The 25,248-nt window shown below is 62.7% G+C and carries 4 protein-coding genes; all 4 read left to right on the top strand.

Annotated features, from left to right (window positions below; all coding sequences use genetic code 11):
• Positions 1–48: 48 nt before the first annotated feature.
• The 4 genes from ACUTSW_RS18375 to ACUTSW_RS18390 are packed head-to-tail and all read left to right on the top strand — an operon-like array spanning position 49 to position 25,233.
• Positions 49–12,564 (top strand): amino acid adenylation domain-containing protein, encoded by a 12,516-nt coding sequence (locus tag ACUTSW_RS18375; protein ID WP_445585037.1) that lies wholly within the window; start codon positions 49–51, stop codon positions 12,562–12,564.
• On the top strand, positions 12,564–19,106 hold the full coding sequence (locus tag ACUTSW_RS18380; protein ID WP_445585063.1) for an amino acid adenylation domain-containing protein: 6,543 nt from the start codon (positions 12,564–12,566) through the stop codon (positions 19,104–19,106). Before ACUTSW_RS18375 ends, ACUTSW_RS18380 begins: the two co-directional genes overlap by 1 nt.
• Complete coding sequence (locus tag ACUTSW_RS18385) at positions 19,103–23,698, top strand: SDR family NAD(P)-dependent oxidoreductase (RefSeq protein WP_445585038.1); 4,596 nt, start codon at positions 19,103–19,105, stop codon at positions 23,696–23,698. The genes ACUTSW_RS18380 and ACUTSW_RS18385 overlap by 4 nt, the downstream gene beginning before the upstream one ends.
• The gene (locus ACUTSW_RS18390; protein ID WP_445585039.1) at positions 23,695–25,233 is read left to right on the top strand and encodes a condensation domain-containing protein; all 1,539 of its coding nucleotides are present in this window, start codon (positions 23,695–23,697) and stop codon (positions 25,231–25,233) included. Before ACUTSW_RS18385 ends, ACUTSW_RS18390 begins: the two co-directional genes overlap by 4 nt.
• The last annotated feature ends 15 nt before the right edge of the window (positions 25,234–25,248 follow it).

Here is a 25,248-nt window from a genome sequence, read left to right on the forward strand (position 1 = left end):
CCCCTTTTACCGTTATCCCCGTCAAGAAAAGCAAAGGAAGGATGGCAAATGTCTGTTTCCGCAGTATTTGAGCAGTCTGTAAATCGTGATCCGCAGCAGGTCGCCATTAGTCAGGGCGAAACGCGGGTAACCTATCAACAGCTATTGCAACGGGTCACCGCATTGAGCGCCGCGCTGCGTCGGCAGCCGGGTAGCCCCTTTACGCTGGTGCTGTTGGAGGAAGGGGCCGCGCTGGTGACGGCGGCGCTCGCGATTATGCATGCGGGGCAGGCATTTGTTCCTTTATCGCCGACGTTGCCTCGGCAGCGACTGGAAACCCTGTTGGCGCAGTTCCCCGATGCGCGGTTGATCTCGACGTCGCACGGGCTGGCTTCGGTTCGCCATCTTACCGACCGGCTGAGCGTTGTCGAGGTGGATGAGTTGGGCGTGCCCGCGCAGTCCACCGGCGAGTGCCTTCCCATCGAGCCGACGCGAACGCAGCCGTTGGCCTACGTCTATTTCACTTCCGGCTCCACCGGCATACCCAAAGCGGTGCTGGGGCGCAGCGACAGCCTGCTGCATTTTATCGAGTGGGAGAGCCGGGAACTGGCTATCACGCCGGACGATCGCGTCAGTATGCTGACGTCGCAGATGTTCGATCCTTTTTTGCGCGACATGCTGCTGCCTTTGCTCAATGGCGCCACCCTGTGTATTCCGCCGTCCCGCGAACTGATCCACGCGCCCGCCGCGCTGCTGGCCTGGATGCAGGCGCAGCGGATTACCGTCACCCACCAGATCCCCTCGTTGCTGCAGGTTTTGCTGGAGTATCCCGATGCGGCGCAGCGGCTGCACGCTTTGCGCTATGTGCTGCTGGCGGGCGAGATGCTGAAAGGTTCGCTGGTGGCGCGCTTTTATCAGAACGGCCCGGCAAACGCCCAGCTCCTCAACCTTTACGGCCCGACGGAAACCACGCTGGCTAAGCTGTTTTATCGCGTAACGCCGGCCGATGCCGCGCGCGCGGGCGTGCCCGTAGGGCGGCCCATTCCCGGCGCGAGCATCAGCGTGATTGATGAAAGCGGCAATCCCGTCGCCGATGGCGAAAGCGGTGAGGTCATCATTATTACGCCGTGGATGAGCGCCGGTTATCGGCAGCCGGCCGCCTCCGACGCCTTTTTCACCGACGAGCGCGGCACGAAAATGTACCGTACGGGCGACGTGGGTCGCCTGACGGCCACCGGCGATCTGGAACTGCTGGGGCGCAACGATTTTCAGTTGAAGATCAACGGACAGCGCGTGGAGACGGCAGAAATTGAAACGCTGCTTGAGCGCCATCCGGCGGTGCAGCAGGCTGCTGTCGTCGCCTTTGCGCAGTCGCAGCAACGGGTGGCGTTCATTACCCTGAAAAGCGAACTGAATCAGGCGTCAACCGCGCTGCGCGACTATCTGGCCGCGTCGTTGCCCGCCGCGCTGTTGCCGACCGATTTTAGCATCCTCGAGCTCTTTCCCCGCCTGCCTAACGGCAAACTTGACCGCAAAGCGCTGCCTCAGCCTGCGCTGCGCCGAAGCGCCCCGTTGGCCGCGGCGCAGCAGCCCCACGCCGGTGAGGAGCAGAAGCTGGCGGCGATCTGGCAGCGTCTGCTGCCGGTGAACGCGGTCGGGCGCGATGACGACTTTTTCGCCCTCGGCGGGAATTCCCTGCTGGCGATGCGCATGATCGCCTGCGTGCGCGCCGAACTGGACCGGGAGCTTGAGTTCGCCGCTCTGCTGGCGCAACCGACGCTGGCGGGCTGCGCACAAGCGCTGCGTCAGGCCGAGCAAGATAGCGTGCAGACGCAGAGCAGCGTCACGCTCAGCGATGAGCAGCAGGGCATGTGGTTAATTCAGCAACAGGCTCCCGAATCGCCCGTATGGCAGTTGGCCTACCGTGCCGAATGGCAGGGGCCGCTGAACATTGAGCTGTTGCAGCAGGCGTTGAATCAGGCGCTGCGTCGTCATGACGCGCTGCGGACCCGCTTTACCCCGTATCAAGACGGCGTGACGGCGCAGATCGCCGAACAGGTTGTCGTGGATATCGACCGGCAGGATTTTGGCGCGCAAGGCAGTGAAGCGCGGGGAGCGGCGGAGGGCTGGTTGGCGCAGTTAGCCGCGCGACCGTTCAATCTTGCTCAGGCGCCGCTGTTGCGCATCGCTTGTGCGCAGGTGCAGCCGCACCGGACGCTTATCGCTCTGGTGTGTCATCACATTATCGCGGATGCGGAGTCCGTGGCGCTGCTGTGGCGACAGATGTTGGCGGATTATGGCCGTCTGCTGGCGGGCAAAACGCTGACGCCGGTTGCAGCGACCTCCTGCCAGACAGTCCATGCACGCCGCCAGCAGCAGCGTAGCGTGGGGCCGCGAGGCGAAGCGCTGCGTGCCTGGTGGCGACAGCAACTGGCGGGGCCGCTGCCGTTGCTGCAGCTACCTTATGATTTTCCCGTCCCGGCGGTGCGCAGCTACTGCGGCGGCCGTATTCCTTTCCACTTGGCCCAGGCGACCGCAGATGCGCTGGCGGCGCTGGCTGTGCGTCACGGCGTTACGCCTTACGTGGCGTTATTGACGGCCTACACCGCTTTTATGGCGCGCTATACCCGCCAGCAGGATCTGACGATAGGTACGCCGATCAGCTCCCGCCATGCGCTGGATAACGAGCAGGCATTCGGCTTGCTGTTCAATGTGGTGGCGTTGCGTCAGACCGTGGATTTGCATCAGCCGTTTAGCCGGTTGATGCGGCAGGTTGCCGCCGGCTTTATCGCGGCCGTTGCCCATCAGGATTTGCCGTTTGGTCAGGTGCTTACGGCGCTGGAGGAGACGCGTCATCCGGGCATTTCCCCGCTGTTTCAGACGCTGTTCGTCTGGCAGCAAAAGCCGGATGCGGCAACCCGCCTGGGCCAGAGCAGCGTCTCGGCGTTGCAGGCGGTGGATCGCGGCAGCGCCACTTATGAACTGACGCTGGAGATGTGGCCCGACGAGGCGGGCATCGCAGGCCAGTTTGAATATGCCGACGATCGCTTCCTGCCGGACACCATTGCCCGTATGGCGGCCAACTTTACGACTTTTGTCGAGCACTGCATCGCGGACAGCGAAGAGGCGGTGGGGCGTCTGCCGCTGCTTTCCGAAGCGGAGCGTCGGCAAATCCGGCAGTGGAACCAGACGGCGCAACCTTTCAGCAGCGATATCGGCATTCATCAGATGTTCGAGCGCCAGGTGGCGCGCACGCCGGACGCGCCTGCGCTGGAGTTTCTCGATGAGGTGCTGAGTTATCGCGAACTGGACGCGCGCGCCAACCAGCTCGCCCACTGGCTCATCGCGCAGGGGGTTGGGGTGGATGTCGCGGTCGGGCTGTGTATCGAGCGTTCGCTGTCGCTGGTGATTGGCTTCCTGGCCATCCTTAAGGCGGGCGGCGTCTATGTCCCGATCGATCCGGACTACCCGCAGGAGCGCAGCGATTATGTGATTGCCGATTCCGGGCTGCAGTTGATGCTGACGCAGGCGCAGTTTGTCGACCGCTTCACCCGTGCCGCGCAGCACATAACGCTGTTCACTGTCGAAGCGCTGGAGCCGCAGTTGAACGGCTTGCCGACCCTGGCCCCGGCGCCGCGCGCCGGCGCCGACAACACCGCCTATATCATCTATACCTCCGGCTCCACGGGCCAGCCGAAGGGCGTGCCCATTCGTCATCGCGGCGTGTGTAATCTGGCGGAAACCGAAGTGGCGCTGCTGGATATGCAGCCCCCTGGTCGGGTGTTGCAGTTTGCTTCGTTCAGCTTCGATACGTCGGTCTGGGAAATCGTCATGACCCTGTGCTCCGGCTGTACGTTGCTGATGGCGCCGCGTCTCTCGCTGCTGCCCGGACCGGATCTGCTGGAGCAACTGGAGCAGCGCCGGGTCAGTCACGTCACGCTGCCGGCCTCGGCGCTGGCGGCATTACCGGAGGCTCCGTTGCCGGATCTGCGCGTGCTGATCGTGGCGGGCGAAGCCTGCGGACTCGATCTGCTGCAAAAATGGGGCAAAAACCGCCGTTTCATTAACTCGTATGGCCCCACGGAAACGACCGTCAGCGCCACCAATGCCGAGCTGACGCCGGCCGACAGCCGTGTGCATATTGGTCGACCGGTGCATAACACCCAGGTATGGATCTTGGATGAGTTCCATGAGCCGCTTCCCGTGGGCGTCGTCGGGGAGCTGTGTATTGGCGGCGTCGGCGTTTCACAGGGCTATTTGAACCAGCCCGCTCTGACCGCCGATCGCTTTATCGCCGATCCCTTCAGCGCGACGCCTGAGGCGCGGCTCTATCGTACCGGCGACCTCGCCTGCTATCGCAGCGACGGCAATATTGATTACCTGGGACGCATCGATAACCAGGTGAAAATCCGTGGTTATCGTGTTGAGCTGGGCGAGATTGAGACCGCGTTGCGTCGCCATCCCGCCGTGGCGGATGCGGTCACCCTGGTGCGCGAGGATTACCTGGCCGCCAGCGCCGTCGTCGCTTATGTGTTGCCGCATGCGGGGCAGCAGCCGGATCGGGCGCAGTTGCATGCCTGGCTGGCCGCCACGCTGCCGGAGTTCATGTGCCCCGCCTGCTATGTATTGATGACCGCGTTTCCTCGCCTGCCGAACAATAAAATCGATCGTAAGCGTTTTCCGACGCCGCAACCCGATGCCATGGCGAACGCGCCAGGCGAGGCGCCGAAGGGCCGGGCGGAGCAGGCGATTGCCGCCGTCTGGAGCCGGGTGCTGGGGATCGAGGGCATCGGCCGCGACGACTCCTTTTTCGCGCTGGGCGGACATTCGCTACTGGCGGCGCGGGCAGTGGCGCTGCTGGCCGCTGAGCACCAACTGCATTTGCGCGTCAGCGACATCTTTACCTGTCGCACTCCACGCCAGTTGGCGCTCTGCGCAGGAGAAACCCAGGCGGACAGCACGCTGTGCAGGCAGCCGGCGCTGAAAGAGGCGCCGCTGAGTTTCGCTCAGCAGCGTATCTGGTTCCTTGAGCAGCTTCATCCCGACGGCAACAGCTACATTACGGGGGAAATCAAAACCTTTACCGCGCCTACCGCGCCGGCGGTGACCCCCGAGCGCCTGAGCGCGGCGCTGGACGCGCTGTTCCGTCACTTCCCCTTGCTGAATACCCGCCTGCGCGCCGACGGCGCCGTACCCCATCAGTATTGGTCTGAGGCTCCCGTTGAGTTTACGGCTGAAGGCGTCGACGATGATGCGTGGCACGCCCGTGTGCAACAGCGTGCGGCCGCGCTGATGAGCGAGCCCTTTACGCTGCTCGCGGCGCCGCTCTATCGTCTGTGCTTTATCCATTCCCCGCAGGGACAGAGCGCGCTGATCTTCTGCGTACATCACCTGCTGGTCGATGAACACACGCTGTCGCTGATAGACCGGAGTCTGACGCTGTTGATTGACGATCCGCAGGCGGCATGCACCGCGTCTGCCGTCAGCTATTTGCAGTATGCCGCGTGGGAACGCAGTACCTCGCATCAGGAGGGGCTTGATTGGTGGCGCGAAGTGTTCCTTACGCCACCGCCGGTCATCGCCCTGCCGCAGCGTCCGCAGCCCGATGAAACGGACTGGCGGGCGGCTTATCAGACGTTGACGTTGCCCCTGCCGCTGACCGAAGCGCTGCGCCAACTGGCGCGGCAGCAGGACACCACGCTGTTTACCCTGCTGCTGTCGACGTTCCAACTGCTGCTGCAGCGTTACAGCGGCGAAAACGATTTAACTATCGGCCTGCCGGTGTCGCTGCGCGACAGCGACACCTTGCAAAATCTGCCGGGGTTGCTGCTCAATACGCTGGCGTTTCGTCAGACCCTGGACACCAGCCAGCCTTTCGCCACTTTTCTTGCCGCCAGTGAGGCGGCGCTGCGTGAAGCGCTGACCCATAAAGAGACGCCCTTCGAGCAGGTGGTTAATGCGGTATTGCCGGCGGAGGGGCGCGCTACGTCCCCGTTGTTCCGCATTATGTTCGTTTATAACGCCTCACCGGATGAGCGCAGAGAGGGGGCCGAAGCGCGGCTCAGTAGTCAGGCACTCAACGCGCCGGACGCCAAGTTTGATCTGACGCTGTTTGTGCAGGAAACGGCGACGCAGTTGACGCTGAATATTGAGTATCGCCCGTCGCTCTATAGTGCCGAGGCTATCGACGCTCTTGCCGCGTCCTATGGTCGCCTGCTGGCGAGTTTGAGCCGTCGGCCGCAGTTGCCTGCCTGTCGGCTGGATATGCTGTCAGAGGCGGAGCGCCGCCATTTGCTCGATACCCTCAGCGCAGGTCCGCGCCGTGCGGCCGCGCCGCTGTTGCAACAAGCTTTCGAACGGCAGGTACGGGCCACTCCGCAGGCCACGGCGTTGGCCTGGGGCGAACGGCAGGTGAGTTATCAGCAGCTTAATCAGCAGGCCAATCGGTTGGCGCATCTGCTGGCGGGGCTGGATATCGGGCCTGGTGCGCGCGTGGCGGTGCTGTTGCCGCGTTCCCCCGCGCTGGTCTGCGCGATCCTCGCGACGGTCAAAAGCGGGGCGGCCTGGGTGCCGGTGGATATCGCTTATCCGGCGGAGCGCATCCGTTACATGCTCGACGATGCACGCGTGGCGCGCGTCATCACCACGCGCGAACAGGCTCTGCGGCTGGAACTGACCGAGCAGCAGACGATGTTGTTGACGCCGGAGATGACGACAGACGGCGACGTCGGCATGGCTGACCCGACGCAGGGCGCCGTTGCGGACGATCCCGCTTATGTGCTCTACACCTCCGGCACCACCGGTGCGCCGAAAGGCGTGGTCATTCCCCATCGCGCGCTCGCCAATTATCTGCAGCATGCCTGCGATAACTACGATTGCGCGCAGGGACGCGGCAACACGCTGCACGCCTCCATCTCGTTCGATGCCACTCTGACCAGCCTGTTCCTGCCGCTGTTGAGCGGTAAAACGCTGTTTATTCTGCCCGATGAAGAGGATGTCCCCGCGCTGGTGTCGGCCTGGAAGCAACTTTCCGGCATGACGATGGCGAAGATAACGCCTTCTCATCTTGAACTGCTCAGCCAGCAGATTCCCCCTGCGGCGGCCGGCCATGCGGCAACGCTGGTCATCGGCGGCGAAAACCTGGCGGGCGCCGCAGTGCGCTTCTGGCGTGAACATGCGCCTCAGGTCTCGGTCGTGAATGAATATGGGCCGACGGAAGCCACCGTCGGGTGCTGCGTCTATGCGCTGGCTGCGGGCGAATGCGCCGTCTCGGGCGCGGTTCCGATTGGGCGGCCGATTGCCAATATGCGCATTTTCCTGCTGGATGAACACCGGCAACTGACGCCGCCGGGGGGCGTAGGGGAGATCTATATCGGCGGGGCGGGTGTGGCGCTGGGCTATTTTAACCGCCCGGAACTGACCGCCAGTCGTTTTATTGACGATCCCTTTGCCGCCGAACCCGGCGAGCGGCTCTATCGTACCGGCGATCTGGCCCGCTGGTTGCCGGATGGCAATCTGCTCTATCTCGGCCGCCGGGATAATCAGGTGAAGCTGCGTGGGCACCGCATTGAGCTCGAAGAGGTTGAAGCGCAACTGGTCGCGTGCGAGGGCGTCAGTCAGGCTGCGACAGGTATTCGTCAGGTCAACGGGCGTCCTCACCTGGTGGCCTATGTGGCCCTGGCCAAGGGGGCGGCAACGCTGGATAGCGTGCGTCAGCAGATAGCGCGCCGTCTGCCGGAAATCATGCGCCCGACCCAGTGGCTATTGCTGCCGTCCATTCCCCTGACCAGCAACGGTAAAGTCGATCGCGCCTGGCTGGCCGCACAACCGCTGCCGGTGACGGTCGCGCTCTGCTTCCGGGCGGCGGAGAGTGAGACGGAGCGGCAACTGGCGGCTATCTGGCAAAAGGTGCTGGGAGGCGAAACGCCAGGGATGGATGACGATTTCTTTGCCCTGGGCGGCGACTCCATTCTTAGTCTGCAAATCGTCTTCCTCGCTCGCGAGGCGGGGCTGCGCGTTCAGGCGCGTATGCTGTTTGATTATCCGACGATCGCCAGCCTCGCCAGCGTGGTGGAGCCACTGGCATCCGCGCCGACGCAAGCACGCCCGCCCATGCAGGCTTATAAGTTGCTGCCTGCCCAGCGCTGGTTCTTCGCGCTGGGCTCGGAAAACGCACATCACTACAACCAATCTTACCTCTGGCGGTTGGACGCGCAGGTCAATTTGCCGCAGCTGGAACGGGCGCTGCGCGGGGTTTTGCAACAGCATGAAGGGTTGCGTGCCCGCTTCAGCGCAGCCGATGCGCCGGCCACTATCGCCGCCCTGACGGACGCGCCGCTGCTGCGTGAAACGCGCCTTGGCGCGCCTCACGACGACGAGGCGGCGGTTATCGCCTGGGCCGGAGCGCGGCAGTCGCAGCTGGACATTGCCCAAGGGCCGGTGTTCAGCGCCGATGTTATCCGTGCGGCATCCGCCGATTACCTGCTGTTAAGCGTTCACCACCTGGTGGTGGATGGCGTCTCCTGGCGCATTATTATCAGCGATCTCAGCCGCGCGTATCAGGCGCTGGCACGGGGCGAAGCGCTGCCCTGCGAGCCGGCGACGGCTTCGCTGGCGGAATGGGGCGCATGGTTGCAGCAGGTCGTCGATCCCGTTTCGGCTGCCGATGAGCACCGCTATTGGGAAACGCAGCGGCATGCCGGCGCCGCTATTCCGGTAGACAGCGGCACGCGTGCGCTGCCTGGCCGTACGGGAGAAATGCGCAAGGTTCAGATTACGCTGGATCGCGCGGCCACCCAGGCGTTGGTGCGTCAAACCGGGCGGGCTTATCACACCCATGTCGGCGATCTGCTGCTGGCGGCGCTGGCGCAGACGCTAAGCGAATGGACCGGCAGCCGCCAACTGCGTATCGATTTCGAAGGGCACGGGCGCGATGACGCACCGGATGCGCCGGATGTCAGCCGTACTGTGGGCTGGTTCACCGCTATCTACCCGATCCTGCTGCAATTGCCGTCGACGGGGTCGTGGGGGGATCTGATCCAGGACGTCAAAGAGGCGCAGCGTCGGGTTCCCCACGGTGGCGTAGGGTACGGCATGCTGTATGACGCCGCGGCACAGGCAGCGGAGGTCTGCTTCAATTATCTTGGGCAGTTCGACGGCGATTTCCATCAGCCTCCGCTGAGCGGCGTGGCCGATCTGCTGATGGCGCACCGTTATGCGCCGGAAAACCGTCGTGGCTGGGCGCTGGAGGTGGACAGCTACATCGATGAGGGCGAACTGGTCATCGTCTGGAGCTACAACCCGAACAGTTGGCGGGCGGAGACCATTGCCGCGCAGACGGACGCGATGAAAAAGCATCTCGATGCGCTGATCGCCCACTGCCAGGCGCAAGCGCGCACGACCTGGACGCCGTCCGATTTTCCTCTCGCAGGCCTGAGCCGGGCATCGCTGTTGCAACTGCAGCAGCGTCATTCGCAGATTGTGGATATTTATCCTCTTACGCCGACTCAGGAGGGGATGCTTTACCATTCGCTGGCCGACAGCGATGCAAGGCTCTATCACGAGCAGATCTGTTTTGAGCTTGCGCGCGGGGTCGATCTTGCTCGCCTGCAACAGGCGTGGACGCAGGTGATCGCCGCCTGCCCGGCGCTGCGTACCACCTTCGATCTGAACGCCGAAGTCGGGCCGCTGCAACTGGTGCATCAGCAGATGCCTGACGCCTGGCGCGTGGTGGATTATCGCTCGCCGCAGGAGGAGGACATCGCGGCGCTGTGGCGTGCGGACCGGGAGCAGGGGTTCGATCTGCATCAGGGGCCGCTGTTCCGCATCACCGTGCTGCTCGCGCAGGATAGCGTGCAGATGCTGTTCAGCCATCACCACGCCATTCTGGACGGCTGGTCGGTGACCCTGCTGCTGGCGCAGGTGGCTGCGGCCTATCATCAGACACCGCCGCCGTCGGCACCGGCATTCAGGCACTATATCCAGTGGCTGCGCCGTTCCCGCGCCGGCAGCCAGGCGCACTGGCAGCAACGGCTGGCCGGCCTCAGCGCCGCGACGCCGTTGCCGGCCGCTTATCCGGGGCGTACGCCGTCTCAGCAACGCCAGCGGCAGGATTTTCAACTGGATGTCGCCCTTTCCGCGCAACTGGCCAGCTTTGGTCGCCGTCATCGCCTGACCATCAGTACGCTGGTGCAGGGCGCCTGGGCGCTGCTGCTGCAACGCTACAGCGGTTCGACGGAGAGCCTGTTCGGCGTCACCCTTTCTGGCCGCCATGCCGATCTCAGCGGCATTGAGCGCATGGTCGGTTTGCTTATCGGCACGGTGCCGATGCGGGCGAGCGTCCAGCCGGACGTTCGCGTAGTCGACTGGCTGCATGCGCTCCAGCGTCAGCAACTGGAAAATGAGTGCTTTAGCGACATTTCGCTGGCGGAGCTGAAGCACAGTTGCGGGCTGGCCGGTTGGCCGACGCTGTTTGATACCCTGGTGGTCTTTGAGAACTACCCGCAGCAGGAGAATAACGGGCTATTCAGTTTCACGGCGGCCCAGGAGAGCACCAACTATCCGTTAACGCTGGTGGCTTCGTTTGGCACGGCCCTGAGCGGGGCGCTGGTGTATGACGACGGGCTTTACTCTCCGCATACCGCCGGCCAGTTGACGCAGCACCTGCTGCATATATTGCAGCAATGGATAGACGCGGATGACCGGCGGCTGTCGGAGATCTCCCTGCTGGACGCCTCGGGAAATGCGGCTCTGCTCAAAGGGCTGCAAGGGCCGGTTCTGCCGCTGCCTGCGGGCGGCGTTTACGCGCTGTTTGCCCAGCGCGCCGCAGCCATGGGCGACCCTATCGCCGTGATAGAAGGCGAGCTGAGCCTGACCTATGACAGCTTGCGGCAGCGTGCCGAGCAGATCAGCGCCCGTCTGCATCAGCGCGGATTGCGCGCCGGGGATCGCGTCGCGCTGTTTTTGCCTCGCGGCGTGGCGTATGTCGCGGCGATGCTTGCCGCCAGCCGCATCGGCCTTTGCTATGTGCCGATCGACGCCGCCAGCCCTGCCGAACGCGTCCGTTATCTGCTGTCCGACAGCCAGTGCCCGCTGACCCTCACCCAGCAGACCCTGGCGGGTGCGCTGCCGTCCGATCAGCCTCTGCTGCTGGTTGACGAAGCCTCGCCCGATCTGCCTTTGCCGCCGGAGGTCAGCCAGGGGAACTCACTGGCTTATATCCTGTATACCTCCGGCTCAACCGGCAGGCCGAAAGGCGTCATGATTGAGCATCGCAGCCTGATGAATTATCTCCTCGATGCGTGCCGACGCTATCAGCTACGTGCCGGTATGCAGAGCCTGTTCCATTCGTCGGTGAGCTTTGATGCGACCCTGACCAGCCTCTGGCTGCCGCTGCTGACGGGCGGCACCCTCGTCGCCATCCCCGGTGAGGGCGATTTGCAGGCCATGGCGCGCCACCTGAGCACCTCTTCTGCGGAACAACTGCTGAAAATCACCCCTGTCCATCTCGCGCTGTTGCAGGAGCAACTGGATCACGCGGCGAAAAGGCGCGTCAGCGCGCTCGTCGTCGGGGGCGAAGCCCTCAATTGCGAAACCGTGCAGCGCTGGCTGCGGGAGGCGCCCCACACTCGCATTTACAACGAATATGGTCCGACGGAAACCGTGGTGGGCTGCTGCGTCCATTTGGCGGATGCGGCGCGCGATCGTCAGGGCGCAATGGCGATTGGTCTGCCCATCGCCAATACCCGCCTGCTGGTGCTGAACGAGGATCGATCGCCGACGCCGCCGGGGGCGGAGGGGGAGCTGTATATCGCCGGCGCCGGGCTGGCACGGGGGTACTGGAACCGGCCTGATTTGACCGAGGAAAAATTCATTAAGCTGGATTTGGCCGGGGAAGCCGTACGCGCCTACCGCACAGGCGATCGGGTCGGCCTGATGCCGAACGGCGAACTGATGTATTTCGGCCGCTGCGATCGCCAGCTCAAAGTGCGTGGCTACCGTATCGAGCCGGGTGAGATTGAGGCGCAACTGATGCGTCATCCTCAGGTGCTGCAGAGTGCCGTCGCCCTGCTGCCAGGACGCTCGCAGGAAGATGCGCAACTGGCGGCCTGGGTCGTGCCGCAGCAGGCGGGGATGGAGAGCGAGGCGCTGCGTGCGTTTCTGGCGCTGACGCTGCCCGGGTACATGATCCCGGGCGCGATCGTGGTGCTGCCCGCGCTGCCGCTGACGTCGAACGGGAAAGTGGACTATGGCGCTCTGCCTCTGCCCGTTCGTCCGCAACATACCGAGCTGCTGGCACCCGCTACGCCGCTGGAGAGCGCCATTCAGGCTACCTGGGGAGAAATCTTACGCTGCGGGCCGGTCAGCTGCGACCAGAACTTTTTCGCGCTGGGTGGGCATTCGCTGCACGCCCTGCGGGTCGCCGCACGACTCGAAAATCAACTTAATGTCAGGGTCTCCCTGACCGATCTGCTTAACCATCAGACCGTCCGGCAGTTAGCGGCGGTATTGGCACAACGGACGACGCCGTTATCGGAAGAGCGCGCCATCACCCGCGTGTCGCGCCGACAGGAGAGGCCATTGTGATGCACAACCCAGAATACGATAAACCGCAATTTACCGGAGGCGACATGCAGGAAAACCATTTCCAGTTCAGGGCATCGCTGGCGCAAAAGCGTCTGTGGCTGCATGAACAACTGGGACATGATTCAGCAATTTATCACATCAGCACGTTACTGGAGCTGGAAGGAGAGCTGGACGAAACGGCGCTGCAGCAGAGCGTGAATGACCTGGTGGCGCGCCATGAATCTTTCCGCACCGATTTTGTCTGGCAGGATGAGGCGCTCTTTCAGCGCTGTCATGACACCATGACGCTGCCGCTGGAGAAGGTGGATTGGGTCGCGGCGGATGAAGCGGCGTTGCAGGCGCAGCTGAATGCGGCGAGCGAACGTCCGTTCAATTTACAGCAGGCACCGCTCTCGCGTTTCGTGCTGTTCCGCCGCGGCGCCTGTCACCATATGCTGCTTATCGTGTTGCATCATATTATTTCCGATGGCTGGTCGGCCGGCATTATCAGCCGCGAGCTGGCTTCCTGCTATAACGCCCGGCGTCAGGGACTGGCGGCGGATCTGCCCCCGCTTGACATTCAGTACATCGATTATTCCGAATGGCAGCATCAGCAGCAGGAGGGGGATGACGTCACCCGCTCCCTGGACTGGTGGCGCGAAAAACTGCGTAACCTTGAACCGATAGATTTGCCCTGCGATCGCCCACGGCCAAATCGGCTCAGCCTGCGCGGAAAAACCCGCTTCTTCTCGCTGCCGCCGGCGCTGGCGCAAACGCTGGGTGAACGCGCCCGCGCACGCAACAGCACGCTTTATTCGCTGTTGCTTAGCGCCTTCTCGTTGATTTTGCATCGTTATAGCGGACAGCGCGACCTGGCCATCGGCTCGCCGGTGTCCGGGCGTGGGCGGCTTGAGCTGGAAGGCGTGGTGGGCTTCTTCGTCAATACGCTGGTTTACCGTATCCAGATCGATCCGGAAGAGAGCTTCACCGCCTTGCAGCAAAGCGTTTTCCGCACGGTGGTCGAAGCGCTGGAGCATCAGCAGGTGAGCTTCGATCGGCTGGTTGAAACCCTTAATCCAACGCGCGATCTCAGCTATTCGCCGCTGTTCCAGGTGATGTTTTCCTTTGATGAGAGTGGGCAGCAGGGCTGGACGTTCGATGGCCTACAGGTTAAGCCGCATTCTCTGGCCGGTGAACAGGCAAAATTTGATCTGACGTTGTCGATGGAGAGCCGAGGCCGGCAGCTACAGGGGGCCTTCGAGTACAGCAGCGATCTGTTTGATGACGCCACCATCGCCCAGTTGGAAGCGGATTTCCTGTTCCTGCTCGGTGAAGTGGCCCAGGATGACACCCAGCGGCTGGAATGCTACCCCTGCATCACCGCGCGCGACCTGCACAGCGAACGCCCCCATACATACCCGGTCAGTCAGGCGTTGCATCAGCGTTTCGAATATCAGGCGCAGCGCTATCCGGATGCCGTAGCTATCGGAACGGGCGAGGGACGCGGGCTGACCTATCAGCAGTTGAACGCGCGGGCGAATCAGCTGGCGCACTACCTGCTGCTGGGCATGCAGGATCGTCCGGCGCAAGGCGGCGGTCTGGTCGGGATCTGCATGGATCGCGACGAAGCCTTGCCGATCGCCATTCTGGCGGTGCTGAAAGCGGGGATGGCCTATCTCCCCATTGACAGTGGCCACGGGGCGGAGCGCGTCCGTTTCTACGTCGAGGACGCGGGGGTTCGTCAGGTGATCGGCGTCGCGGCGCATCAGTCGCTGTTTGAGGGTTGCGAGGTCGATTATCTGTGCACCGATTGCGAAAGCGGCTTGATCCAGACGATGCCGGAGACCAATCCCGATCGGCCGGTTACGCCCGATGCGCTTGCCTATGTCATCTACACCTCAGGCTCTACCGGCACGCCGAAAGGCGTGGAAATCCCTCATGCCAACGTTATGCGCTTGTTTGCCGCCAGCGAGCGCCATTTTGCCTTCAGCGAACATGACATATGGACGCTGTTCCACTCCAGCGCCTTTGATTTCTCCGTCTGGGAAATCTGGGGCGCATTGCTGTATGGCGGTCAGCTCAGCGTGGTGCCGTATTGGGTCAGCCGCTCCCCGGAACAGTTCCGGCAGTGGGTAAGCGATGAGCGAGTGACCGTGCTTAACCAGACTCCTTCCGCCTTTGCGCAGTTTATCGCCGCCGATGCGACGGCCCCTGACGCGGCGCCGCTGTCGCTGCGCTACGTGATTATGGGCGGTGAAGCGCTGGAGCCGGCGACGCTGCTCGGCTGGCTGGCGAAATATGGCGAAGATGTGCCGCAGATTATCAATATGTACGGCATTACCGAAACCACGGTGCACGTCACCTGGCGGCGCATCACGTTGGCGGACGCGCGACAGGGGGGCAAAAGCCCCATCGGCGAGCCGCTGGACGACCTTGAAATCTATCTGCTGGATGCGCAGCGGCGGCCGGTGCCGCCCGGCGTGGTGGGCGAAATGTATGTCGGTGGCGCCGGGGTCGCGCGCGGCTACCTGAATCGTCCCGAACTGACTCGCGAGCGGTTTTTGAATAAAGCCGAGCTGCTGGGCAGCGGCGATGACGATGGTGCGCGCCTCTATCGCAGCGGCGACTTGGCGCGTCGACGTCGCGACGGTTCGCTGGAGTATCTGGGGCGCGCCGATCATCAGGTCAAAATACGGGGTTTTCGCATTGAGCCGGGAGAGATTGAAGCGGCGCTGCAGCGGCTGGATGGCGTGGATCAAGCGGTGGTGATTGCCCGTGCGGACAGCGCCGATCGTCAGATGCGTCTGATTGCCTGGGTCGCCACGCGTGAAAACGGTCTCAAGGTGGAAACGCTGCGCAATGGGCTGCGCCGCACGCTGCCGGATTACATGCTGCCCTCCGCCTTTGTGTTTATGGAGGCGTTGCCGCTAACGGCGAACGGCAAGCTGGACCGGCGCGCGTTGCCGGATCCGCAGGCGCTTCGTCCGCAGTTGGCGAGCGACTATCAGGCGGCGCGCACCGATACCGAGGCGGCGCTGCTGGCGCTCTGGCGCGACGTGCTGAAGGTGGATGACATCGGCGTTTATGACAACTTCTTTTCGCTGGGCGGCGATTCGTTGCGCGGAGTCCAGGTTGTCGGACGCGGGCGCGAACGGGGGCTGGCGCTGACGCTGGTCAATCTGTTCCAGCATCAGACCGTGGCCGAACTGGCGGCGTTGCTGGACGCCGGCAGCGGGCAGGGCGTCGGCGGGCCGATAACCGCTGCGCCATTCAGCCAGATCACGCAGGAAGATCGCGAGCTGTTGCCGCCGGAGGTGATTGACGCCTATCCGCTGAGCCGTATGCAGGCGGGCATGTTTTACCATATGAACCTGACGCCGGACGCCAACGTTTACCACTGTACCGGCACCTCGCACTTGCGTATCAACGCCGCCTTCGACGAAGCGGCTTTTCGCCGGGCGGTGGCGGAGACGGTGGCTGCTCACGATGTGTTGCGAACCGGGTTTGATTTTGCACGCTACAGCCAGCCGTTGCAGTTAGTCTGGCCGCAGGCGGAGTTGCCGATCGTAGTGGAGGATCTGCGCCATCTCGACAAGCAACGGCAGGAGGAGCGTATCAGAGTCCTGTTGGATGAAGAACGCCATACACCGTTCGATTTGCACAGACCGACGTTGCTGCGTTTCTTCATTCAACTGCGTTCCCCGCAGAGCTTCCAGTTCACCATGACCGAATGCCACCCGGTATTCGATGGCTGGAGCTATCACACCATGATTGTCGAGGTGTTTAACCGTTATGCCGTGCTGACCGGTGGCAGCCAGTGGCAGCCGCCGTTCAAGCCGCAGCAGGAGTACCGCGACTTTATCGTTCAGGAACAGGCCGCCATCCGGGACGATGCGCAGCGCCGTTACTGGCAGCAAACTCTGGCGGATTGCACCCTTCTCAGGCTGCCTCATCAGGCGCAGGATGCGACGCCGGGAGCTGCGCCGCGCCTGAAATCGCTTTCGTTTACGCTCGACGATACGGTTTATCAGGGGATGCGCCAACTGATGCAGCAACTGGGCGTGCCGCTAAAAAGCGTGCTGTTGGCAGCCCATGTCAAAGTGATGAGCGTGTTCAGCGGCGAACCGGATATCCTGACCGGCATTCCGACCAATGGTCGTCCGGAGGCGGAGGGCGGCGATTGGCTCTACGGCCTCTATCTCAATATTTTGCCGTTCCGCCAGGTGCTGGGCGCGCAAAGCTGGGCGGAAGTGATTCGTCAAACCTTCGCCAACGAATGTGCGGCGATCCCTCATCGCTGCTATCCCCTTGCCGAAATTCAGCGCCACTTTGGCCCTCAGCCGTTGCTGGATGAGGTGCTGTTCAACTATATGGATTTCCATATTTACGATCAGATGACGCCGGCGCTGGGATTGGGCGTGGTGGATAAGCTGAACGTGCAGGATGTCCATGAGGGGACGCACTTTACCCTGAATGCTCATTTCCAACACAAAACGCTCTCTTCAGCGCTGGCCAGCAATCAGGTGAGCGTCCAGCTGGATTATAACGCCAGGTTGCTGAGCCGGGAGCAGGTGGAGCAAATGGCGGCCTGCTACCAACGCGTCCTTGGCGCGATGGCGGCAGAGCCGCAGGCATTGCACCTTGCCGTCGATTTTGTTCCCGCAGAGCAGCAGCGGCAGTTGGCCGCATTTACGCGCGGGCCGGCAGGCTACGCCGGCACGGAAACCCTGGCGACGCTGTTCGCCCGTCAGGTGGCGCAGCAGCCCGATGCCGACGCGGTAGAATGGGAAACCCAGCGCCTGAGCTATCGCGAACTGGATCGGCAGTCAGACCGGTGGGCGTCCTTGCTGGCGCAGCGCGGCGTGACGCGCGGCAGCCGCGTAGCGCTCTATCTGGGCCGCAGCGTCGGCCTGATTGTTTCAGTGTTGGCGCTCAGCAAACTGGAGGCGGTTTATCTGCCGCTCAATCCGGAAGATCCGCATGCGCGTCTGGTGGAGCAGATAACGGATGCGCGCTGTTGCCTGCTGATCACGCACCAACCGGAAAGGGCGCTGGCGGCAGAGACCGGCGTGCCGCAGTTGACGGAGAAGGAACTGAGCCAGAGCGATGCCCCGGCGATGCCTTTTGCTGTCGCGCGAGGGGAGAGTTCCCTTCCTCTGTACGTGATGTACACCTCCGGTTCGACCGGCAAGGCCAAAGGGGTGCTTATCGCTCAGCAGGGGGTGATTCGCCTGGTGAAAGAGGTCGGCTATCTCGATTTCACCCATTGCCGCCGCTTTTTGATGCTGGCCGCCGTGAGCTTTGACGCGTCTACGCTGGAAATCTGGGGACCGCTGCTGAACGGGGGCACCATCGTCATCTATCCGCAGGGCCCGGTGGCGATACCGCAACTGGAGACCTTGTTGGTCGTGCAACGGGTAGAGAGCCTGTTTCTCACCACGTCGCTGTTTAACCTGATTGTCGATGAATGTCCGCAGGCATTGCGTGAAGTACGCCAGGTGATAAGCGGTGGCGAGGCGATGTCGCTGCGTCATGCCGCCCGCATCAGCGGGCTCTATCCGGCGCTGACGCTGATCAATGGCTACGGCCCGACCGAAAACACCACCTTCACCACCAGTTGGCATTATCGCGCGACCGAAAACGGCATCGTGCCAATCGGCAGGCCCAATGAGGGCAATATTGCCTGGATTCTGGACGCCTTTATGCAGCCGACGCCTCTCGGCACGCCTGGCGAGCTCTATATCGGCGGGCCGGGTCTGGCGCTGGAGTACCTCAATCAGCCCGAACTCTACCAGCAGCGTTTTATCGCGAATCCTTTCGATCCGGAACGATCCGAGCGCCTTTATCGCACGGGCGATCGCGCCCGTTTCCTGGCCGACGGGGCGATCGAATTTTTGGGGCGGATTGACGATCAGTGCAAGATCCGCGGTTTTCGTATCGAGACGGGCGAGATCGAAGCGACGATCGGTCGCCACCCTGACATTGAACGGGCTGCGGTGCAGGTGGTGGAGGAGCCCAGAGGCAAACGCATTGTCGCCTGGCTGGTGATGCAGCCGGAACGTGCTTTCGATGCCGCTGCGCTGCGCACCTGGCTACTCCAGCATCTTCCGCGCTATATGGTTCCGGCCCGTTTCCAGGTGCTGGATGCGTTGCCGCTGACGGCCAACGGCAAGCTGGATACCTCCCGCCTGCGCGCGGAAGATCGCCAACCCGCGCCGACCGACACGGCTCCGGTGGAACTCACCGATCCCACGGCACAAGCGATACAGCAGGTCTGGAGCAGGGTGCTGGGCGTGGCCGCGCCAAATCAGCAGGAGAACTTTTTTGACCTCGGCGGCGATTCGTTGCTGCTGGCACGTGCGCACCTGCGGCTTGCCGCGCTGGGCTATAGCGGGGTGAGCATCGTTGACCTGCTTAACTACCCGACCATTCAGCAACTGGCGGATTACATCAACGGCGGCCAGCGGCAGCCCGATGCCAGCCTTGATGCCATTCAGTTACAGGTGAATGCCGGCCGCAGCCGTCTTGCCGGCTTGCAGCAAAGAAGGAGCGGTAAACAATGAGCAATGCGGATATGTTAAAGGACGCACTTCCTCAATCCCTGCACGGTTTTGAGATCGCGATTGTGGGTATGGCGGGGTCGTTTCCCGGCGCGGCAGATATTGAGGCTTTCTGGCGAAACATTGCCGCAGGGGTTGAAGCGATACGCGAACTGAGCGATGAGGAACTGGATGAGGCCGGTACGCCGCACGCCGAACGCGAACAGCCGGACTTTGTGCGCCGGGCGGCGTTGCTGGAGGATGCTGAGGCGTTCGACGCCGCTTTCTTCGGCTACTCGCCGCGCGAAGCGCAGGCGATGGATCCGCAGCAACGGCTGTTTCTGGAAACGGCGTGGCTGGCGCTGGAACATGCCGGTTATGCGCCGGGGAAATTTCCCGGACAGATTGGCGTTTTCGCCAGCGCGTCCAACAGCAGCTACGCCATGAGTTATCTGCTGCGTCATCCCGATATCCAGCGGCATGTGGCGCTGGACGGTTTGTTGTCGGGCAATAATAACGATCTGTTATCCACCCGTGTTTCTTACAAGCTCAACCTGCGTGGCCCGGCGATGACTATCGGAGCCGCCTGTTCCAGTTCGCTGTTGGCGCTGCACGCCGCCTGCCAGTCGCTGCTGGCGGGCGAGTGCGATATGGCGCTGGGTGGCGGCGTGCACGTCGGCTTCCCGCTAAAAAGCGGCTACCGCTATGAAAACAGCGGAATTTTATCGCACGACGGACGCTGCCGCAGCTTCGACGCCGATGCCAGCGGCACGGTGGCGGGCGATGGCGTCGGCGCGGTGGTGCTGAAGCGGTTGCAGGATGCTCTTGATGGCGGCGACAGAATATACGCCATCATTAAAGGCTCGGCAGTCAACAACGACGGCTCCAGCAAACCGGGCTTTACCGCGCCGTCGATAAACGGTCAAACCGAGGTGCTGCGGCGCGCGCTGGTCGCGGCAGACGTGGCCCCGGAAAGCATCGGCTACATTGAAGCGCACGGCACGGCCACGCGGCTTGGCGATCCCATTGAGTTAAAGGCGCTGCTGAATGCTTACGGCAAACAGCGGGGGCCGGATCATCGCTGTGCGGTCGCCTCGGTCAAAGCGAACGTTGGCCATCTCGATTCTGCGGCGGGTGTTACCGGCGTGATCAAAGTGGCGCATATGCTGATGCATCGCTATCTGCCGCCGGCGGTGAATTTTTCCCGGCTGAATACCGAGATCGACCTGCGGGGATCGGCGTTTTATATCCCGCGACAGGGGGAACCCTGGTCCAGCGACCGGCCGCGTCGCGCCGGGGCCAGCGCCTTCGGCATCGGCGGCACCAACGTGCATATGGTGCTTGAGGAGTCGCGCTTTGTCGCCCCCTCCGGGCCGGGACGCCCGCAGCAGTTGCTCTGTTTCTCGGCGCGATCGGCGGCGGCGCTGCGCGACGGGATGGCGCGTATGCAGGCATGGTTGTCATCCGCAGAGGAGAACGAATCGGAGGGCGAAGCCCTGGCCGATATCGCCTGGACGTTGCAGGTTGGACGCGAGGAGATGAACCATCGCTGCGCGCTGGTCTGTCGCGATCGTCAGCAGGCGCGGGCGGAACTGGCCCACCGGTTGGCCATGCCCGACGGGGGCAAGGCGATGGCCGATGCGCGGACGATTTTTATGTTCAGCGGCCAGGGATCGCAGTATGCGGGCATGATGCATGATCACTATCAGCAGGAGCCGTTTTTCCGGGATGTGGTGGATGAATGCGCCGGCTTGTTGAAACCGCTGCTGGGACGCGATATTCGTCCGCTGCTGTTTGAAGCAGCCGACGATGCTTCGCTCTCGGCGCTTTATCAAACGCGTTTTACCCAGCCTGCGCTGTTCGTGGTGGAATACGCGCTGAGCCGGCTGCTGATGTCCTGGGGCCTGGCGCCTGCGGCCTGCATCGGGCACAGCATTGGCGAATATGTTGCCGCCTGTCTGGCGGGCGTATTTTCGCTGGAGGACGGACTGCGCATTGTCGTCCGCCGTGCGGCGCTGATGAACGAGATGCCGCCGGGCAAAATGCTGGCGGTTGGCCTGAGCGCCGCAGAGCTGGCGCGCTGGCTGCCGGATGGCGTGTCGCTGGCCAGCGAAAACGCGCCGGAGTTTTGCGTGGCTTCAGGAGAAAGCGAGGCGATTGAAACGCTACAGGCTCTGCTGGATGCCCGCGGCGTCGAGGCGAAACCCCTGCACACCTCGCACGCCTTTCACAGCGCCATGATGGAGGGCTGCCTGGCGGATTTTGAACGTGCTTTTGACGACATCACACTCTCGCCGCCTACGCTGCCGTTTATTTCCTGCGTCACCGGCGACTGGATACGCCCTGAGCAGGCGACCTCTCCGGACTATTGGGTCAGTCAGTTGCGTCAGCCGGTGGCTTTCAGTCAGGGGGTAAAACGCCTGCTGGACGAACCGCAAAACCTGCTGCTGGAAGTGGGGCCGGGCAGTACGCTCACCGGTCTTGCACGTATGCAACTGGACGGTGTCGCTGCCCGGCACCGGGTGTTTAACGGCGGCGTCGGCGTCAAGCAGCCGCGCGCCGGCCTGCAGACGCTGTTGGCGGCACTGGGCGAGCTATGGTGTCAGGGCGTGGCTGTCGACTGGCCGCGTCTTTATCAACATCAGCAGCGGCGACGCGTGCCGCTGCCCGGCTATGCGTTTCAGCGTCAGCGCTATACGCTGGCGTCATTGGTCAACAGCCAGAGTGCGCCACTCCCGGCGGTCGGCGAGCGTCTGCCGATGGCACAATGGTGTTATCAGTCACGCTGGAAGCAACTGCCGCCGCTGTCGTCAACGCCGGATTCCTGGCGCGGACGGACGGTGGTTCTGTTTATGGATCGGCTGGGCAGCGGTAAACGGCTCGCGCGCATGCTGGAAAATCAGGGCGCGCGCGTCAGGCGCGTCAGTAAAGGAATACGCTTCCGTATCCTGAGATCCGGCAACGTCACCGTCAATCCGCAGCGTCCACAGGATTTTCATCTGCTGGCAGAGTATCTCCGCAGCCAGCAGCAGGCGCCGGACGCGCTGATCCACGGCTGGAGCATCACGCGCAGTCGTGCGCTGTCGGCAAAAAACGCCACCCTTCATTATGAGTCGCTGCTGCATATCGCCCGTCATTTTCACCCGGAAAATGACGACGCCCTGTTGGATCTGTTTGTGCTGTCCAATCATCTGCATGCGCTGGCAGGCGATGAGCAGATCGATCCGGGTAAGGCGCTCATCATCGGCCCGAGCCGCATCATTCCGAAAGAGTTCAGCCAGATTCGTTGCAAAAGCATCGATTTCATCCCGCCGTCGCGCTACCGGGGGCTGGCGACTACCCGCGCTTTGTCGACGCTGCTGGCGGAGATGCAGCACACCGATGAGTCTCCGATGGTGGCGCTCCGTGGCGCGCAGCGCTACGCACCGCTGACGGAGCTGGATTGCGGGCAGCAGACTGAACCGCCGTTTAGCTTCTGCGATGGCGGCAATTACCTCATCACCGGGGCATTCGGCGGCATAGGTTCCACCATTGCCGAGAATTTGGCGCGCCGCCATCGTGCCCGGCTGCTGTTTATTGCCCGTGGGGAGTTGCCGCCCGAAGCGGAGTGGGAGAGTTGGCTGGCGCAGCATGATGCCAGCAACGCCAAATCGCGACGCATCGCTTTTTTGCGGCAACTGCAGCAGGCCGGTGCCCAAGTCACGGTGATCGGTGCCGACCTGGCCGATAAGCGCAGCGTCAGTCGCGGTATCGCCGCTTTTACCCAGCGTTATGGCACGCTTAACGGCATATTCCACTGCGCAGGCGTGGCGGACGGCGGTCTGATCCAGAACCGCTCGGCGGACGATTCGCAGCGGGTATTTCAGGCGAAGGTGCAGGGGACGCGCGTGCTGGAAGCCTGCCTGCGCCAGCATGCGCCCGATTTTTTTGTCGTCTGTTCTTCGCTGGCCGCTTTCGTCGGGCCGGTCGGCCAGGTGGCGTACTGTGCGGCTAATGCCTGGCAGGATGCCTGGGCGCTCAACGCTCACCAGCGGCGCGATGCGCGCACCCGTTATCTGGCCATCGGCTGGGATGCCTGGCGCGATGTCGGCATGGCGGTTGACAGCCTGCGGCAGTGGCACGGCGACAGCGGCGAGAAGACGTTGCGTGACGCCATTTCACCCAAGGAGGGATGGACGTTGCTGACGCAACTGCTGGCGCGCAATGGCGGCCATTATCTGATCTCGACCCGCGGTCTGCCGCTGGTCGACAGCGACGCGAATGTGCAGACGGATATCGCCCAGCAGGATCGGGACGGAGAGAGGCTTCAGCCGGCCTTGTTTCCGCGCCCGCCGCTCAGCAGCGAGTATCTGGAGCCGCGCAATGAAACCGAACGTCAAATCACCGCAGCCTGGCAGGAAAAAATGGGTATCGGACCGCTTGGCATCGAGGATGATTTCTTCGAGCTGAACGGCCATTCGCTGATGGCCGTGCAGATCATCGCCCTGATTCGCCAACGGCTGAATGTTTCCCTGCCGGTCGGTTTTATCTATGACCACCCGACAGTGGCTGCGCTGTCGGAGCAGGTTCTTATGCGTTTGCAGGAGCGTCAGCCCGCGGTGGAGGAGGCTAAATGAGTGTTCATAATGACGTTCAGCATGCACGCAACCACTATGGCGACGAGTGGACAAGCGCCGCACCGCAGGAGGGCGTCGTCTATCCGCTGGGTTATGCCCAGCACTGCTTCTGGTTTGTTGCCGCCACCCTCGGGGATACGGCGAATAACCAGAGCTGTATTCAGATTGAGGGAGAGCTGCAGCCCGCGTTGCTGGAGCGGGTATTGAGTGGCCTGATTGCCCACCACCCGATATTGCGCAGCGCCATTTCGCGCTGGGCACCCACGCAGCGTATCCGGCCGGTCGGCGGCTTCGATTTGCCCTTTGCCGATTTGACCGGCGAGACCCCGGTGCAGGCGCAGCAGCATGTCAAGGACGTAGCGCGTCGTTTGCTCGCCGAGCCATTCGATCTCCAGCGGCCGCCGCTGCTGCGTGCTCAGCTTTTTCGCCTGCAGCCCCAGCAGCACGTTCTGGTGCTCTGTTTTCCGCATATCGTGGCTGATGGCGCGGCGGTGCATCTCTTCTGTCAGCAGCTCTGGCAGCGCTATCGTCTGCTGGCGCGCGGAGACAGGCTGCCGTTAGCCGGACAGGCAGAGATGCCCTTTACCGCGTTAATCGCCAGTGAACGGGCGCGCTATCGTCGTCATGGCAGCGAAGATCAACGCTTCTGGCGCCGGCATTTGCAGGGCTATCCGTGGGCCACGTTTCCCCAGTGCTATATCAATCAGCAGCAGGCGCACGCCAGCGACCGCTATGTCTCTTTTCCGGCCGACAGCTATGAACGGCTGGAGAGCGTGGCGCGTCAGCATAAGGTGAGCCTGCAGATGGTGCTGCTGGCGCTTATCGGCAGGGTGGTGCGCGAGATGACCGGCGCATCGCGTTTCGCGTTGAATTCCGTGCTGGAAGGGCGTGACCGGCCGGGGAGCGAGTCGCTGATGGCGCCGTTGCTTCGCGTCATGCCTGTCCCCCTGGATATGAACGATGCGCCAACCTTTCCCACGCTGCTGGCCCAGGTGCGGGAAAGGGTGCTGCGCGCCTACGAACATATCGACTGTCCGTGGAGCTTGCCGGTTGGCGTGATGGCCGAACAACGCTGGCGCAACAGCCCGCGTCTGTTAACGCTGTTGATCCGTGCCGTCAGCGGGATCTATACCGCGCTCTGCCCGCGTGCAGCCCTCTATCCGCGCTTTCTTGCCGATTTCCTGCTGATGGAGCCGCAGCCGCCGCGCGCATTGTTCCGGCGCGTTCCGCAAAGCGTCGGTGTCGCAGATCCGATCATCAACATCAATATTCTCCAGGATGCATTTCGGCAGAAAGCGCCGAGCGGCGGGGATGATCCGTTACGCCTGAGCGTCTGGCGGCAACCTGATTCGGTGGATGAGCCAGAGGAGGCGGATAACTGGGAGAACGACTCGATCAATATTTATCTCACCAGTTCGGCGGAGGGAAAACCCGTTTTACATATCACCTGCTGCTGCTTCAACGCTGACGGGATAGAACAATTTATCAATCTGATGCAGCGGGAGCTTAGTGCTGTTGCGTTTGCGGCCTCCTGATAACGGACAAAAAAA

The organism is Serratia sp. TSA_198.1, from assembly GCF_052686505.1.

Coding starts and splice junctions, on each gene's coding strand:
- ACUTSW_RS18375 (WP_445585037.1), top strand. CDS start 49: ATGTCTGTTTCCGCAGTATTTGAGCAGTCTGTAAATCGTGATCCGCAG.
- ACUTSW_RS18390 (WP_445585039.1), top strand. CDS start 23,695: ATGAGTGTTCATAATGACGTTCAGCATGCACGCAACCACTATGGCGAC.
- ACUTSW_RS18380 (WP_445585063.1), top strand. CDS start 12,564: ATGCACAACCCAGAATACGATAAACCGCAATTTACCGGAGGCGACATG.
- ACUTSW_RS18385 (WP_445585038.1), top strand. CDS start 19,103: ATGAGCAATGCGGATATGTTAAAGGACGCACTTCCTCAATCCCTGCAC.